Source organism: Larkinella humicola, assembly GCF_008727875.1.
Lineage (GTDB): Bacteria > Bacteroidota > Bacteroidia > Cytophagales > Spirosomataceae > Larkinella > Larkinella humicola.
This window is the reverse complement of record NZ_VTWS01000006.1, coordinates 231,567-247,673: the sequence shown is the minus strand read 5'-3', so window position 1 is coordinate 247,673 and position 16,107 is coordinate 231,567. Positions and strand designations below refer to the sequence as shown.

The window sequence follows — 16,107 nt, the reverse complement described above, 5'->3', positions numbered from 1 at the left end:
AAAGAAGTGCCATTGCCTAAGAAATGCGGCTACAATTACCCTGAATCTGGTTACTTTATAGAGTGTATAGCACAAACACTTTTTATCGGTAAACAACATGATTCAGGAAGCGATTCAATACCCCGCATTGATTAAATACCTGAAAGGGTTCAGCAATTATTCGTGGGTCCATTATTGTGACGGGCGCAAGGTTCTGTTAGCGAAATCACTGGTTTTCTTTGAAAAACAACTCTCCGGTTTTCTTCGGGTTCACAAAACCGCGCTGGTAAATCCTCATTATATTGCTGATTTTCAAGCTCCTCCGGGTCATAAAATGGCGGGTTCGGTCAGCCTTCGGGATGGTGAAACACTGCCCGTTAGCCGTCGGCGCTGGAGTCTGATCATTGACCCGCTCCTGGTTACGATGTTACCCCTTTCCTTTCCGGCAAACGGGACACCCGGGTCGGCCAATCCTTCTTTTTCAGAACCGGCGTGTATCGAAAAAAAGCAACCGTCTTTGGCATCCCGGCGGATGTGGGTGGTGATGGCTGATGAGCTGAAAGGAAGTTTGGTGCAGCAGTTGATGGGTGAAAAATGGTCGCAGTGGGGGCTGAAACTATTCGACACCGGCAACGGACTTCAGAAAGTACTCTCCGGCACCGGGGAGGCCGATATGCCCGCCGTCATTGTGCTGGATGGGGGCCAGCCGGGCAGTATGCTCACGTTGCAAACGCTCAAGAACAGTTCCCGTTTCCGATTTATTCCCACCATCCTGCTGTCGTCGGCCGGTAATTATGATCAGGCGCAGCAAGGGTACGCATCGGGAGCCAATTCGGTCATTGTTTACCCCACCGATCTGGCCCGGTTTATTCAGGTGCTGGAGAAGCTATTCCGGTATTGGCTGTCGGTCGCTTCAGCCCCACAAGGCGGCAATGGCCGGGTAGCTCCGGTCTAGCCGAACTGGCCGATACCGGAGTGAGGGCTAGTACATTGAATGCGTATTGGGCAACGACACGGTTTCCCACCAGTACTCCTTCAGGGTCAGAAAGTAATCAGTCCATTCCGCAAAATTCATAGGCTTGACGACGTAGGAGGCCACTCCGCGGTCATAGGATTCGGCGATGTCTTCGTCGTTGCTCGAACTGCTGAAAACCACAACGGGGATTTGCCCCATTTCCGGACTCAGTTTTTTAACCAGTTCCAGAAAAGCCCAACCATTCTCCCGGTTGGGCAGATACAGATCCAGCAGTATCAACTGGGGAAGGCGCAGTCCGGTTTGAGCGCATTCCTCCAGGTAATGAATCGCGGTGTGTTCATCGGACATCATCACGGCTTCAACGTCAGTAAAACTATGCTGGAGGGCATTTTTGATGAGCAACGTGTGATCCTCGTTGTCTTCAACGACCAGGATTCGGGCTTTGCGATGTCGGTTCGGGCTTGCTGATGTTTTTAAGACGGTCATAGTTTCAGGTCATGTTTCCGATGGATTGCGAAACGAGTACATTCTACAAATGATAACACCCAATCACCGAAGGTGTTCAGCCGGGGCGATTTTTTTTGTTCCCTTGCAGAACTTTCGGAACAGGTACGAATCGGCATCAGCATTCCAGGAGGGTGCATCTACCGCTCCGCTTATACGTTTCCGGGCAAACCTGTTTGAAAACCGTGCCTTCGCCGATCGTTGTTTCAACTGACGGGATTGATTCGGACTCCACCTGACCCGCTTCCTACGGCGTGAAGTTCTGCAACTCGGTTAGCATCGCCGTTACTTGGTTCAGATTGCGCTGCATCATCCCAATCATCTGCGACCGTTCTTCCTCCGTTTCCATCAGATCCATCAATGAGGCTGCTCCCAGCGAACTGTTCAGCATGGCCTGTAAATTTTCGGCCGTTTTCCGGACTTCCCCGCTACGCTCCTGAACGCGCAAATCCAGCTCCTGCGTCGGATTTTTTTCGGGATCAACATCGGTGCAAGTGCCCAGATAGCCATTGAACGTGCCATCCGGTTTGAAAAGAGGGCGGGCTTTTTCCTGAATCCAGCCGTAGTTGCCGTCCTGTCGGCGCAGGCGGTATTCATAGGAAAAGGGCTTCCGTTTTTGAAAACAGGTCTGATACATCAGCCGATAGGATTCCTGGTCATCGGAATGAATATCGGACGTCCAGCCTTGCAGCAATTCCTCCTTCAGATAATGACCCGTGTAGGACAGCCAGGCCGTGTTGAGGTATTTGTAGTGGCCGTCGGGGCCGGCAACCCAGATCAGGGTCGGTGCGCTGTCGACAATGGTATGAAACCACGCTTCCTGTTCCGACAGCATCCGTTGCACCTGCCGGTGTTCGGTAATGTCCTCTATGGCCATCAGAATGGCTTCCTGACTGTGTTGCCGAACCACCTTTCTGGCGTTGAGGTACATCACTTTTTCACCAATCTTCGGAAAGCTGTGAATGACCTCAAAGCCCTGAAACTCGGCATCTTCCTGCACAACGGCATCGAGCATGTTTCGGAGTTGGGGAATGTCCCACTGGCGGTTTCCGAGTTCATAGATCAACCGGCCTTCCGTTGCTTCGGGCTGCACCTGGAAAATGGTGTAGAAAGCCCGGTTGGCACTCATCACCCGCAGGTCTTTGTTGAGAACCAGCGTAGCTTCCCGAATGGTCGAAAAAATATCCTCGGCAAAGGCGTAAGCCTCCGTCAACTGGTCGTTGCGCTGCTGCAACTCCTGATTGATGGTTTGCAACTCTTCGTTCGACGATTCGATTTCTTCTTTGCTCGTTTCCAGTTCTTCGTTGATGCTCTGCAGTTCTTCATTGCTGCTGATGATCTCCTCGTTGGCCGACTGCAGTTCTTCGTTGTTGGCTTCCTGCTCCTCAATAATCGAATGCAGGTCTTCCCGCAGCGTCGACAGTTCTTCTTCCAATTGCTTGATTCGGCGGGAGCGCACACCCGCCGATCCGCTTTCGGCAATAACCGGGGTACTGATTTCTTCGAAGACAACCAGAAAAAGCCGTTCTTCCGTGGCGGTTTTGAGCGGAACAGCCTCGATGGCAACCTGGTGCGTTTTGTTTTTCACCTTGATTTCCAGGCCGGTTTTTCGGCTTGTCTCCCCCGATTTATGGGCCTTGTGGACGGTATTGCGCAACTCGAAAAGCAGAGACGGGCGGGCCATCTTGAGGAGGTTGAGACTGGCTTTTCCCGGCAGAGGCTCCAGAAATAAACCCGTAGAACCCCGAAACTGAAGAATGTCGAGGTCCTGATTGACCACCACACTGGCCGGGACATACTGCGTCATCAGGAGCGTGTCGACAACGGTGTCCAGGTCGGTTGAGGGTGTGCCGGTTTTGGGATTTTTAGGATTTCGATTCGGTTCTTCCATAGGCTCTGTTTCCGGCATCCGCGGATTCATTTCAAACGTAGGACGGCTGGTAACGTCGTTTTTACGCACGTAGATTTTGTAGTTCTTTTCCAACTGAGCAAAAAACGACGCGGAAGAACCGATGGTTTCGGACTTTCCGAGTAACAGATAACCGGTCGGATTCAGCGCATAATGGAAGGTCGCGATGGCTTTTTTCTGCAATACCTGGTCCAGGTAAATCAGCAGATTACGGCAACTGATGAGGTCGAGCCGGGAGAAAGGCGGGTCTTTGAAAATATTATGGGGTGCAAAAACGCACAGGTCACGAATGGTTCGGCTGATGCGGTAGTGATCGTCTACTTTTGTAAAAAACCGGTGCAGCCGCTGGGGTGAAACGTCCATTACTTCACTGCGGGTGTAGCTGCCGTGCCGGGCTTTGGCAATGGCGGACTCGCTCAGGTCGGTTGCAAAAATATGGATCGACAGGCCGGGGACGCGGTCGTCGAGAACTTCCAGAATCAGCATCGCCAGCGAATAGGCTTCCTGGCCGGTAGAGCAGGCCGGAATCCAGATGCGGAGCGGTTCGCGGGGGAGCTTGTTTTTAATGATCTGAGGCAGCAGGATTTTCTTCAGGTAATCCATGGTCTCTTCGTCCCGAAAAAAATGCGTCACGTTGATCAACAGGTCGCTATACAGGGCGTTGACCTCGTTGGTGTGCTGCTTCATATACTGAATGTAATCCTGCAACCTTTCCAGTTTGTAAAGCAGCATCCGCCGAATGATGCGCCGACGGATGGTCGACACTTTGTAGTGGGTGAAATCCACACCGGTCGACTTTTTGATAAACTGGATCACCGCTTTCAGGTCTTCATCCGGCGTTTCCACCTCCGACGGCCCTTCCACCAGCGCCGTTAACCGGAACAGGTAACTTTGGTGGCTTAACCGCTCTAGTTCTTTGGCGATTTCTTTCGGGGAGAGCACCAGATCGACCACGCCCTCGTGAATGGCCGTTTTGGGCATGCTCTGAAATTGAGCGGTTTCGTCCTGCACGATGGTGATGCCACCGGCCGCTTTAATCGCTTTCAGGCCCAGGGTGCCGTCGGAGGCTGCGCCGGAAAGCAGAATGGCGATCGCTCCCTCTTTCTGGCGGTTGGCCAGCGAGACAAAGAACTGGTCGATCGGCATGTGCAGGTGGGGTCGGGGCTGGCGGGGCGAAAGCATCAGGACTCCATCGGCTAGTTCGATCGCCTTGTCGGGTGGAATGATGTAGACATAATCCGGCTCGATCCGCATGCCCTGCTCGGCCTCTTTAACCGGCATGGGCGTTGTGCGGCCAATAATTGTGGAAATATGACTTTCCTGAGTAGGGTCGAGGTGCTGGATGTATACGTAGGCAAAACCGGTGGTAGACGACAGATTTTCGAATAGTTGCGTCAGCGCTTCCAGCCCCCCTGCCGAAGCCCCAATGGCAACAACGGGCGTAAATTCCTCTGCAGGCTGATGGGTCGATGCGGTTCGTTTTGCCATACCAGTTTCCAAAAACTATCGTGCAAGTTACTGGTTTACTTTGAAACGGGAAGAGCGCGCGTTTGGAAGGTGAGGAATTTCCAGACCTTCCAGGATTGTTACCGTATTTTAATGAAAGCAGGACTTTTGTCTGATAATTCTTTGCACTTTCGCTTTTGCTCCTAAATCCACTTTTGGGGCAAAAAGCGAAAGGTCTAAAGAGAATACTATAGAAACTAATTACCAGGAGTTCACGGATAAACGGTTGTGGCAAAGCGCGATATTGTGGTCATTGGCTCGTCGGCAGGGGGCATAACGGCTCTGAAAAGACTGATGCCGACTCTTTCCTCCGATTTTGGGGCTTCTATTTTTATCGTACAGCATCTTTCGCCCCACTCGCCCAGTTTTTTACCCGACATTCTGACCCACGCGGGACCCTTGAAGGCCGTTCATCCCCGGGATGGAGAAAGCGTTCGACCGGGTCAGATTTATGTGGCTCCTCCCGACCATCACCTGCTGGTTGAACACGATCGGATCATTGTCAAAAAAGGTCCGAAAGAAAACCGCTTCCGTCCATCCATCGACGCACTGTTTCGATCGGCCGCTTATACCTACGGTCCCCGCGTGATTGGCATTGTGCTGACAGGAATGCTGAACGACGGCACATCGGGTATGTGGTCCATCAAACGGCTCGGCGGTCTGACCATTATTCAGGAACCGGACGATGCGCTGTATCCCAGTATGCCGGATAGTGTGCTGGAATTCGTCGATGTCGATCACCGCGTCCGGATGGCCGATATGGCGGAATTGCTCAAACGCCTGACGCAGGAGGACGTGCCGGAGAAAACGCCTTCGACATGGGAATCATTGAACTGGCTGAGCTAACGCCCCTGACCTGCAACTCCACGAATCTATCTGCCAGCAGGACCAAAATACAGAAACCGGATCAGAGAATGAACCGTTTCGGAATTCCCATTCCTGCGCCGGAAGGATGCGGTTTTTTAGACTATAAAGTTGGGGGCCGTGGCTTATTTTCGATAACAATGCAGAAACGAATGGTGTTAACGAGGTAGGTTTTGCAACCATTGATGCCGGGTTTGGGGTGAATTGAATCCGTCTCAACCCCGGGTCATGCGCTGAACCCGACTTTTTGTGGACGGGAATACGTCATTTAATCAACTCAACGAATGAAAAAAGGAATCTTAATCGCAGCGGTAGTGGCCGGGTTGTTCAGCACCTTGCCGACCCAGGCTCAGACGACCAGCTCGGAAGGCAATGCGGCCAATCCGTCTCAGGGTAAGAGTACGAATGTGAAAGAACAGAAAACGGAGTCCGGCAAAACCCGGGCGGGCATCAGCCGCAACGTAACCGGCGTTCGCCCGGATAGCAACAGCACCTCCAATAAATTCGGACGTTCGGGCAAGCAGGCAAGTCGGGAAGCGCGGTCGCCGTCAACTGCCGACGGCAAGGTCTCGGTGAAAGAAAAAGCGAAAGCCAGTCCTAAAACGAAAAAAGAACGGAGCAAAGGCCGTACGTTCGGTGACGCAGGTTCTGAAAACTAGCGGACGGTTTTTGATTATTTGCTAACAAAACCCATTTCGATCGGTTGATTGGAATGGGTTTTTGATACCTATCCGGTAAACCATTTCTCTTTAACCGTATGAAAACCAGCATCAAAGAGACCATTCAGCACGGTGTCGATCTTTTGAAAGGGGATGATTCAGTTGACAAGACGTATTGCAGTCAGAAAAATCTTCCGGACCATCAGACGGCCCAGCAGGCCTTCGCCCGCGCGAGAGAGAAAGTTTTTGACGTCAACCGCTGGTCTGACGTATCCAGTCTTACCGCCGGGTTTGTGTTGCACGATGCTGCCGGTCATCCAAAACCGTCGGGTCGGCCTGCGGTTAACGATTTCATTCGCCTGGAACTCCCCGGCCCAACGCCCGAAAACTGGGTAACGGTTACGCAGGTCGTTGATGAGGAAAGAAAAGCCGGTTTTACCGCCCGTCCCTGTGCGGATCCACACGAAAACGAAAACCGGACTGAACATTTTTTTACGGATGAATCGACCAGTACATTTCGCGTGGAATGGGTGGGAAATACCCTTACGGCTTGTCAGATTGGTGAGAACGAGCGAATCAACAACCAGAATCCGGAAGCCGGGGGCCGTGCAGTGGTCAATACCGTCATTGCCACGGCAGGCTGGCTTTTCTACCAGAAAATTCAGTGGAAAATCCTCATGGATTATCTGCTGGAATGAGATTTTGATTCGCAATTTATACTTATCAAACAGGCTTATTTACGGAATCACTTTGTATTATTACGGGCAGAATCGCTTTGCCTGTACCACCGATCTGTCTCCATGTTCGACTCAACCGCCACCAACCTGACCAGCCCGCATGCCTGGAGTAATCTGATCCGGGATCAGGATGCTATCCGGTTCCTGGAAACGGCGATTCTACCTCCCTATGTGAACTCGTGCCGGTGGTTTGCCGGTAAAGCCCGCCAACAGGAGGGATTCCGTATTCGTTTTATACACGAAATCGCGTTTCAGACCGATGCCTTTTCCCTCGAAAAAGCGTTTCTGCTAATCGTTGAAGTGGGCTATGCCGACGGTGAAACGGAGCGTTATTTACTTCCTTTATCATTTGTTGAAGTTGATCAGCCCGACGCACCGGCCATTGTGCCGAAAGGGATTCTGACAATTGCGGTTTTTGATAAAAAACGTGGTTTGGTAGTCGATGCCATTTACGACGAGCGGTTCCGGCAGGCCCTGTATGGTAACCTCGTGAACCAGAAAACACTGACTCAAAAAGACGGACAACTGACCTTCCACCGGGGAAAGGGATTGGCCATTGAAGACGTCAGTGTGCTGGTTACCAGTCGCGTATTGCCCGTTGACTCGAGTAATTCTGCATTGGTTTTTGGCGTTCCGGCTCAGGGTGAGAAATACTTCCTGAAACTTTACCGCAAGCTTTTTCAGGAAACCAATCCGGAAGTGGATCTGGTCAGTTTTCTGACCGAAAAAAGCAACTTTGCCCACATCCCGGCCTACGCCGGAAGCATGATCTGGGAGCAGGAAGGGGTGCCGGACATTACACTCGGAATGATGCAGCGAATGGTCGAAAATCAGCAGGATAGCTGGAACCAGACCGGGGATTACCTCAACGATTTTCTGTATGCCGTTCCGCACCGGTTATTTACGATCCGGGAAGACGTGTTCGACCGGGTAGAATTGCTGGGCCGACGGACGGGTCAAATGCACCTGGCGTTGTACGGTCCGGAATCGGGCGATCCGGCGTTTGCTGCTGAACCCTTCACTGACGACTACCGGGAGTTCATCATCCGGCGGTTTGAAAGTCTGCTCGAACGGCGGTATAACCTGCTCATCGACAATTACACGAAACTTGATCCGCTGGCGCAAAGCCTGGCGTGGGTGTTCATGGAAGCTAAGGAGATGATCGACGAATTTGTCGACGATTTTCGCACCCGCCCGCTCGACTCGCTGCGCATCCGGATTCACGGCGATTACCACCTGGGACAGGTGCTGGCAACGGGTAACGATTTCATTATCATTGACTTTGAAGGCGAGCCGGAAAGCAGCATCAGCGAGCGAAAGATCAAACATTCACCCCTGAAAGACGTCGCCGGGATGATCCGGTCGTATCATTATGCGGTTTCGGCCAAACTCTTTGGTAGCACAGAAACCGCCGGTATCGAGCCTGATCACCTGCAGCGCGTTTCCGAACGCTGGTTCAAACTCATTCGGGATACGTACATGGATGCTTATCTGGACACGATTGGCAGCCCGCATCCGCTGTTTAAGAACAGCAACGAAGTGAACTTCCTGCTGCTGGTGTATTTGCTGGAAAAAGCCGTGTATGAACTGGGGTACGAGATCAGTTATCGACCGGCCTGGGTCAAAATTCCGCTGAAGGGAATCATGGATGTGATCCGGGAAATTGAAAAAATACGGATTGCCGACCCGAGCCGAAATTCGGAACTCCCGCTGCTGCAAATGGGGTTGTTGCAGACGAAAAAAGAGTAAGTTTGTGCTAAACGCGCATTTCTATGGAAATAACCAGTTTGGATCAGTTGGATTTAACCCGGCAATACACTTATGCCGACTACCTGACGTGGCGGGTTCAGGAGCGGCTTGAATTGATACGCGGCTACATCTGGAAAATGTTGCCCGCACCCAGTCGCCGACACCAGCAGTTGGTTGGTAAGTTCTATTTGCCGTTTGGCAATTACATGAAGGGTAAACCCTGTCAGGTCTTTATGGCGCCGTTCGATGTTCGACTGCCCCGCAAGAATAAACTGACGAATGAAACGATTACCACCGTGGTTCAGCCGGATCTGTGCATCGTTTGCGATGTGGCCAAACTGGACGATGCGGGTTGCATTGGCGCACCGGACCTGGTGATCGAAGTATTGTCGAAAGGCAATACGAAGAAAGAAATGAAGGAGAAGTTTGATGCGTATCAGGAAGCCGGTGTCCGGGAATACTGGATTGTTCAGCCCGAATACGATAACGTCCTGGTCTATACGCTCAACGAACAGGGGCAGTTTATCGGGCAACACCCGTACGACGAGAGCGATACCTTGTCTCCGCTGATCTTTCCGAACCTCCAAATCGATCTCCACGAAGTCTTCGAAGAATAAAACCGGTTGAATTCATTGGATTCATCGGTGAAAATTTGTCTATATTTCACGAGCTAAACGATATAGCTTTCTTATGGCGAAACGTACGACCAAACAAAGTCCTGTTACCACTGACCTAAAACCGGAAACGGAGACTGTCGACCAAACACCGGAATCGCCGTCGCCTTCAACCGGTTCAGGAAATTACAGTCGATTGAGCGAATTTGACATCTATCTTTTCCGGGCCGGAAAACACACCCGTCTGTATGAAAAGCTGGGCTCACACGTCGTCGAAGTCGACGGGGTTGTCGGTACGTATTTTGCCGTCTGGGCACCGTCGGCCCGGTATGTCGCCGTCATCGGCAATTTCAACGGCTGGAACAAAGGAAGCCACCCGCTGAAAGTTCGCTGGGATAGTTCGGGCATCTGGGAAGCTTTTGTACCCCACATTGGCCGGGGTGAGATTTATAAATATGCCATCACGCACGATAGCGGCCGGGAACTTGAAAAAGGCGATCCGTTTGCGCTCTGGTGGGAAACCCCGCCCAAAACCGGCTCGGTTGTCTGGGACAACTGGTACGAATGGAAAGATGATTACTGGATGCGGAACCGGGGCAAATTCAATGCCCTCAACAAACCCATTTCCGTCTATGAACTTCACCTAAATTCGTGGCGTCGTGATCCGTCGGAACCCACGCGGCAGTTGTCGTACAACGAAGTGGCCGATGCACTGGTGCCCTACATCAAGGAACTGGGCTTTACGCACGTCGAGTTTATGCCCGTTATGGAGCATCCGTATGACCCGTCGTGGGGCTATCAGATTACCGGGTATTTTGCGCCGACCAGCCGGTTTGGTACGCCACAGGATTTCATGAACATGATCGAACGGCTGCACCAGGAAAACATCGGCGTGTACCTCGACTGGGTACCTTCGCACTTTCCGGGTGATGCCCACGGCTTGTATGAGTTCGACGGTTCGCACCTGTATGAACACCCCGACATGCGGAAGGGCTACCATCCCGACTGGAAAAGCTATATTTTTAATTACGGTCGCAACGAGGTGCGGGCGTTTTTGCTTAGCAATGCCCTGTTCTGGCTGGACCGGTTTCATGCCGACGGACTGCGGGTTGATGCCGTCGCGTCGATGCTCTACCTCGATTATTCCCGTAACCACGGCGAATGGGAACCAAACGTATTCGGTGGCCGGGAAAACCTGGAAGCCATTTCGCTCTTCAAGGAACTGAACGAAGCGGTTTACAAGGACTTTCCGGAAGTCCAGATGATTGCCGAGGAGTCGACGGCCTTCCCGGGCGTGACCCGACCCACCTACACGGGCGGTTTGGGTTTCGGCATGAAGTGGATGATGGGCTGGATGAACGACACCCTGCGGTATTTTCAGCGCGATTCGTATTACCGTCGCTGGCACCAGGACGAGCTGACGTTCAGCACAGTGTATGCGTTTTCGGAAAACTTCATGCTGCCATTTTCGCACGATGAGGTAGTCTACGGCAAAAAGGCCCTGATCAGCAAAATGCCGGGTGACGAGTGGCAACGATTTGCCAACCTGCGGCTGTTGTTTACGTATATGTTCACACATCCCGGCACCAAGCTGCTGTTCATGGGCTGTGAATTTGGGCAAACCTCGGAGTGGAAATTCGATGGGAGCCTCGACTGGCACCTCCTCGATTATACACCTCATCAGGGCATGAAGGAGTGTATGAAAGCCTTAAACCGGCTGTATCGCAGCGAACCGGCGCTGTATGAGCAGAGCTTTGTGGCCGAGGGCTTCGAGTGGATCGACACGACGGACCGCGAAAATAGCATGATTGTCTACGCCCGGAAAGGCACCCGTACCAAAGAGCAGGTGGTGATTGTGCTGAACATGACGCCCATTCCCCGCACCGACTACCGCATTGGTGTTCCGGCGGCAGGCACCTGGGTCGAGTTGTTCAACAGCGATGACCGGGCGTTTTTTGGGAGTGGTCTGCTGAATAGCCAGCCGCTTGTCTCGCAACCGCAGGAGTGGCAAGGGCGTCAGGCTTCCATCATCCTCACCGTGCCGCCGTTGGGAGCGGTGGTGCTGAAGTATCAGAATAATGAAGCATAAAGTTCAGGTATGCCCCGCGCGGGCATACTTTTTATGAAAATTATTGTTTGGGCAATCATGGATTTCAAGGCCTTTGACACCGGTTTCAAAGCAGGATTCACGAACCGTCAGTTGTGACCTATACATGTAAGTTTTCTAAACCATTTACTTGCCTGAATGTTATCGGATTGGCCGTAGAACGAATTTTTGGCAAAAAAACGATGCGGTCGGCGCGAAACAAAACCACCAGCTTTCAGTTAATCCCATTAACTTTGCTTTACAAAGTAAGTTTCCTATATGAAAAAAATAGTAACATTAGCACTTGTCTTTACGTCTGCCGTCGCCTTCTCACAAACGCCCACCGCCAGCCGGATCAGCAGCGGGGTGGATGTGGGGGCCGCATTTAAAAAAGATTACCTGGCTCCGTCTTTTACGTACTACGAATTGTTAAATCTGGACGCCAATAAGATTTTTTCGATTGGCTGGACGATCAAAGGGGGGACTTTTTACGGAGATAACCTGAATTATACGACGGCCCCCGCCCGGCTCACCCGTGAAAAAACCGGCTTCGGGGCCTTATCTGCTCCCGAAGTAGCGGCCAACATCGATACCATGCGGTTCGATTGGGTAACGGTTTCAACCGTCAATTTTGGTTTGAGGGCGCAGATTCGGCTGGGACCGGTGGAAGTAGGAGCTGGTGCCGATCTGATCGGCCTGGGATTCGGCAAAAGCCGGGAAGGACGCTACCGGTCGACAACCGGTCGTTTTGAACACACCAATGCCGATTCAGAAATCGATACCGTGAGTTTTCGGGTTTCACCCCTGCAATACGCTCAGCCTCAGCGCCTGAATCTGCGATTGCTGGGCGATAATGATCTGGGATCACTCTCCAGCGAAGTCTATGTGAGGCTGAATGTGTTGCGACGGATGGGCGTGAAAGTCGGTTACCACTGGATTACCACCGAAATGCGGGCCAGCAATTTGAATATTGAGGATGATAACCGGCGTTTCCGCAACCGGGCCGCCATGGGGTACGTCGCCCTGACGTTTCCGTTTTATAAATAACGACAGTTCAACGGCTTGAGTGAACTTCTGTGTCAATGAAAATTCCCCCAAGCCGTTGAGCGTTTGTCAGGCTTCGACTGGTTTCAAGCTGAAATACGTTTCATAAACGGCTTTGGCGGCTTCGTTGGTACGAATCTGAAAACGATCCAGGTATTGATGCAGGCCGGTTTTGAAAAGCTCGGAGGTTTCGGTAAACTCAATCTCTGACCGAAGTTTGCTGAGCGCTTTTTCGGCCTCGTTTTTAAACCCATTGGTAATCAGATTTCCCGATATTTCGTAGAGCGACAGTTCGGCCTGGCGGATGCAGTGCGCAACCGAACGGGGGAAAAGTTTGTCCAGGATCAGGAATTCAACAATGGTTGATGAACTGATCATTTTGTATTGCTGGCGATACATGTTGTAGGCACTGCCCGATTTCAGAACGGCCGTCCAGATCATCAAATCGAGCGTAGAACCCACGGCGTCGGCATCGGGGAGGAGCGTAAAATACTTCACATCCAGGAACCGGGAGGTTTTGTCGGCACGCTCCAGAAACCGGCCCACCCGCCCGAAATGCCAGGCTTCGTTGCGCGTAATGGTGCAGTCGATGACGCCGTAAAAATGCTGACAACCATTTTTGACGTTATTTAAAAAATCCTGCAACCGGTTCAGGTTTGATTCTCCTTTCGTGGTCGTGTCCCGAACGCGCAGATACAGGTCGTTGATGTTTTCCCACATTTCCTTCGAAATGCTTTCCCGGATTGTCCGGGCGTTCTCCCGGGCGTTGTTCAGGCAGCTCACAATGGAGTTGGGATTCCGCTTGTCGAAGGTCATAAAATCGATGACATTCTCGCGGGTTGGTTCCTGGTAGTAGTTGTAAAACAGGTAATTATCAGCGGTGGCAATTAAAAGCGGTTCCCATTGTTCGTCGACATTGGGCGGTAAATCCAACGCCAGATTAAAATTAACACTCATAAAACGGGAATAATTGTCGGCCCGTTCAATGTAGCGGTTCATCCAATAGATAGAGTTTGCAACGCGACTCAGCATAAAATCAAAATTTTATAGGGATATTTGATTTGTAAAGATAGTTTTTTATCTGAAAAAAGTGCCTTTATCGAAATTATGATTAATCAATTAATCCTGTCGCTTCTCTGTCTACATTTGTACTTCAACTAACAGCCGCGTACCAATGAGAAATTTCCTATTAACCTGTAGCCTTGTTGTAACTGCACTAAGTTTTTCGGTAGCTAATTCGGACCCGAAATCCACCAAACCGGCCGATCCATCGCGCTTGTACGAAGTCCGGATTTATTATCCGACGCCCGGTAATTACGAGAATATTATCGACCGTTTCCGAAAATACACCACCAAAATTTTTGAAAAGCACGGGATGACCAACGTCGGCTACTGGACCCCGACCGATGCTTCGCCGGAAAGGCTGATTTACATCCTGTCGTACCCGAACCGCGAAGCCCGGGATGCGTCGTGGAAAGCCTTCAGCAGCGATCCCGAATGGAAGGAAGTCGTAGCAAAAACGGAAGCGAAAGGCAAAATTGTCGCCAAAGTCGACCAGATTTTCATGACCGAGGCCGAAATTTCGCCCAAAATCAAAGCGTCGAAAAAACCGGGACGGGTTTTTGAACTGCGTACCTATTCACCGGCTCCCGGTAAACTGAACGATCTGGTGGCCCGTTTTAAAAACCATACCCTCAAGCTGTTTAAGCAACACGGAATGACCAACATCGGCTACTGGCTGACGACGCAGCCCGACGAAAGCGGTCAGTCGAAACTGGTGTACATTCTGGCGCATCCAAGTGAAGCCGAAGGCAAGAAGCATTTCGATGAGTTCCGGGCCGATCCGAAATGGGTAAAAGCCAAAGCCGAATCTGAGAAAAATGGCCCACTGACCACCAAAGTCGAGTCGGTTTACATGAAGGCAACGGACTATTCACCGATTCAATGATTTTATTGAGTGAATTGTGATTGAGCGATTGAGTGAAAAAACCGACAGGCCGTTCTCTCAATCGCTCAATCACAATTCACTCAATATCATTATCCAAGCCATCGGCGAGGTGCTGGCGGACGGCCTGGTGGGGACGAAGGCCGTTGACGGGGCGTTGGTTGGCATACGTTGTTTTGTCGGCAGGCAAGCGTTCCTGGTCGGACGAGGAGCGGGCTTTCGTTGCCAGATTGGAAACGGAGAAAAAACCGTTCCGATACTGGTTAAATTCTTCTTCGGTCATGGCCTGACGAGCCGCCTGACCTTTCTCATAGCCATCATTGAAAGAGGCAATCCGGCTGTCGGTACGGGCCAGTTTGCGGTCGTCAATCAATTGGTCAATCTCATTCGTCAGTTGCTGCTTACGTTGCCGCAGTTCGTCCAGCGAAGCCAGAATCTTCAGCTCATGGTCCATGATGTTCTTCTGCGTCAGGTGTTTCGCCACCTCCTGCTGAACGGCCTGGTACAGTTTTTCCAGCTTCCGGCGACGGCGACGCAGCCGCCACAACCGCGGGTCGACCTGGAGCCAGCGAAACCAGAACTTCTGCAAAACCGGCAAGCCGATTCCCAGACAGACCGCTCCGGCCAGGGCAAACAGAACACCACTCAACACAAACGACAGCAACGCCCACGGACTGTTGACCAACTGAAGGTTCAACTCGTCGGACTGTTGAAGCTGACGCTCGATTTTCTGCAAAACCCGCTGATCGGCCACCGGATTGGGGTTGGCCGGGTCCAGGGGCGTCGCATTCAACTGAATGTTTTTGATGCTTTTGTTGATGGCTTCCTTCAGTTTATCGGTCCGGTAGGCATCATACCGAAACCAGCCCAGAATCACCAGCGTAACAATCGACAGAATGGCCAGCCCCATTTTGAACCAGCCGTATCGTCGGGATGCTTCGGGGGATGAGTTGGTGAGGTACGGTTCCTCGATCAGCCGGTCATAGGCTGGTTTCAGCAGAATGGAAACCATCGCCAGCCCTACCGCAAACATCCAGGCTTCCACATTATTGCGGATGTTGAGCGCATAGGCCACAATTTCGTGGGAGATGATCAAATCACCGGCAACGAACGAAATACCGGCGGCCACAAAGATCAGGCCGGCCAGCAGCGAATATTCCGACGCCGTGTTTTGCCGGCGTTCTTTCAGTTGCTCGCGTTCGTCCTCCACGGTTTTGATTTCGGCTTCCAGATGCTCGGCTCCTTTTCCGGCCAGCGTCGTCTGCATGATGTGGTCCTGAAGCCGGTCGAAGGCGGCCCGGCGCTGGGCCGTCGTATCCGCTAGTTTCTGGTCGATTTGCCGGATTTCGTCACGCTTGCTCTCCACGCGCTCCTCAATCCACTCGTCACTGACCTGACTCGATAAATAGCCTTCATAATTCTGGCGGTCGGTTCCTTCGACTCCGCTCGTATATCCGTGCTGAAAATCCTGGCTATCTTTTGGCTGCTGCTCGTTCATATCGTTTTCCGTTTAGAAGTTGTGGGCGTCAGGGATG

13 protein-coding genes are annotated in these 16,107 nt (G+C 51.8%); 9 read left to right on the top strand and 4 right to left on the bottom strand.

The genetic code is table 11. The features are described from left to right. Nucleotides 1–97: 97 nt before the first annotated feature. The gene (locus tag F0P93_RS22555) at nucleotides 98–934 is read left to right on the top strand and encodes a response regulator transcription factor (protein WP_150880000.1); all 837 of its coding nucleotides are present in this window, start codon (nucleotides 98–100) and stop codon (nucleotides 932–934) included. Between the two features lie 27 nt (nucleotides 935–961). Here F0P93_RS22555 and F0P93_RS22550 read toward each other — a convergent pair whose 3' ends face one another. Continuing rightward, nucleotides 962–1,441 carry a response regulator gene (locus F0P93_RS22550; protein ID WP_150879999.1) on the bottom strand — a complete coding sequence of 160 codons (480 nt, stop codon included), beginning with the start codon at nucleotides 1,439–1,441 and terminating at the stop codon, nucleotides 962–964. Between the two features lie 265 nt (nucleotides 1,442–1,706). Continuing rightward, nucleotides 1,707–4,856: a CheR family methyltransferase gene (locus tag F0P93_RS22545; RefSeq protein WP_150879998.1), complete on the bottom strand. Its 3,150-nt coding sequence runs from the start codon at nucleotides 4,854–4,856 to the stop codon at nucleotides 1,707–1,709. Between the two features lie 246 nt (nucleotides 4,857–5,102). Here F0P93_RS22545 and F0P93_RS22540 point away from each other — a divergent pair, with 246 nt between their 5' ends. The 7 genes from F0P93_RS22540 (at nucleotide 5,103) to F0P93_RS22510 (ending at nucleotide 12,630) form a co-directional block, all read left to right on the top strand. Continuing rightward, entirely contained in the window at nucleotides 5,103–5,720 is a 618-nt protein-coding gene (locus F0P93_RS22540) for a chemotaxis protein CheB (RefSeq protein WP_150879997.1), read from the top strand. Nucleotides 5,721–6,022: 302 nt separating this feature from the next. Beyond that, nucleotides 6,023–6,397, top strand: coding sequence for a hypothetical protein (locus F0P93_RS22535; RefSeq protein WP_150879996.1), 375 nt, complete (start codon nucleotides 6,023–6,025; stop codon nucleotides 6,395–6,397). A gap of 98 nt (nucleotides 6,398–6,495) precedes the next feature. Then, a complete protein-coding gene (locus F0P93_RS22530) occupies nucleotides 6,496–7,095 on the top strand; it encodes a hypothetical protein (RefSeq protein ID WP_150879995.1) in 600 nt (199 codons plus the stop codon). 102 nt (nucleotides 7,096–7,197) lie between these two features. Continuing rightward, nucleotides 7,198–8,883 carry a putative maltokinase gene (locus F0P93_RS22525; protein WP_150879994.1) on the top strand — a complete coding sequence of 562 codons (1,686 nt, stop codon included), beginning with the start codon at nucleotides 7,198–7,200 and terminating at the stop codon, nucleotides 8,881–8,883. A gap of 23 nt (nucleotides 8,884–8,906) precedes the next feature. Next, the gene (locus F0P93_RS22520; RefSeq protein ID WP_150879993.1) at nucleotides 8,907–9,500 is read left to right on the top strand and encodes a Uma2 family endonuclease; all 594 of its coding nucleotides are present in this window, start codon (nucleotides 8,907–8,909) and stop codon (nucleotides 9,498–9,500) included. A gap of 73 nt (nucleotides 9,501–9,573) precedes the next feature. Continuing rightward, nucleotides 9,574–11,586 (top strand): 1,4-alpha-glucan branching protein GlgB, encoded by a 2,013-nt coding sequence (glgB, locus tag F0P93_RS22515; protein WP_150879992.1) that lies wholly within the window; start codon nucleotides 9,574–9,576, stop codon nucleotides 11,584–11,586. Between the two features lie 276 nt (nucleotides 11,587–11,862). Beyond that, nucleotides 11,863–12,630, top strand: a complete 768-nt coding sequence (locus F0P93_RS22510; RefSeq protein WP_150879991.1) for a hypothetical protein — start codon at nucleotides 11,863–11,865, stop codon at nucleotides 12,628–12,630. A 66-nt stretch (nucleotides 12,631–12,696) separates the two neighbouring features. Here F0P93_RS22510 and F0P93_RS22505 read toward each other — a convergent pair whose 3' ends face one another. Continuing rightward, a complete protein-coding gene (locus tag F0P93_RS22505; protein ID WP_150879990.1) occupies nucleotides 12,697–13,659 on the bottom strand; it encodes an alpha-E domain-containing protein in 963 nt (320 codons plus the stop codon). Nucleotides 13,660–13,801: 142 nt separating this feature from the next. Here F0P93_RS22505 and F0P93_RS22500 point away from each other — a divergent pair, with 142 nt between their 5' ends. Continuing rightward, nucleotides 13,802–14,575, top strand: coding sequence for an NIPSNAP family protein (locus F0P93_RS22500; RefSeq protein WP_150879989.1), 774 nt, complete (start codon nucleotides 13,802–13,804; stop codon nucleotides 14,573–14,575). Between the two features lie 76 nt (nucleotides 14,576–14,651). Here the strand turns inward: F0P93_RS22500 and F0P93_RS22495 are convergent, their stop codons facing one another. After that, nucleotides 14,652–16,070, bottom strand: a complete 1,419-nt coding sequence (locus F0P93_RS22495) for a hypothetical protein (RefSeq protein ID WP_150879988.1) — start codon at nucleotides 16,068–16,070, stop codon at nucleotides 14,652–14,654. Between the last annotated feature and the right edge of the window lie 37 nt (nucleotides 16,071–16,107).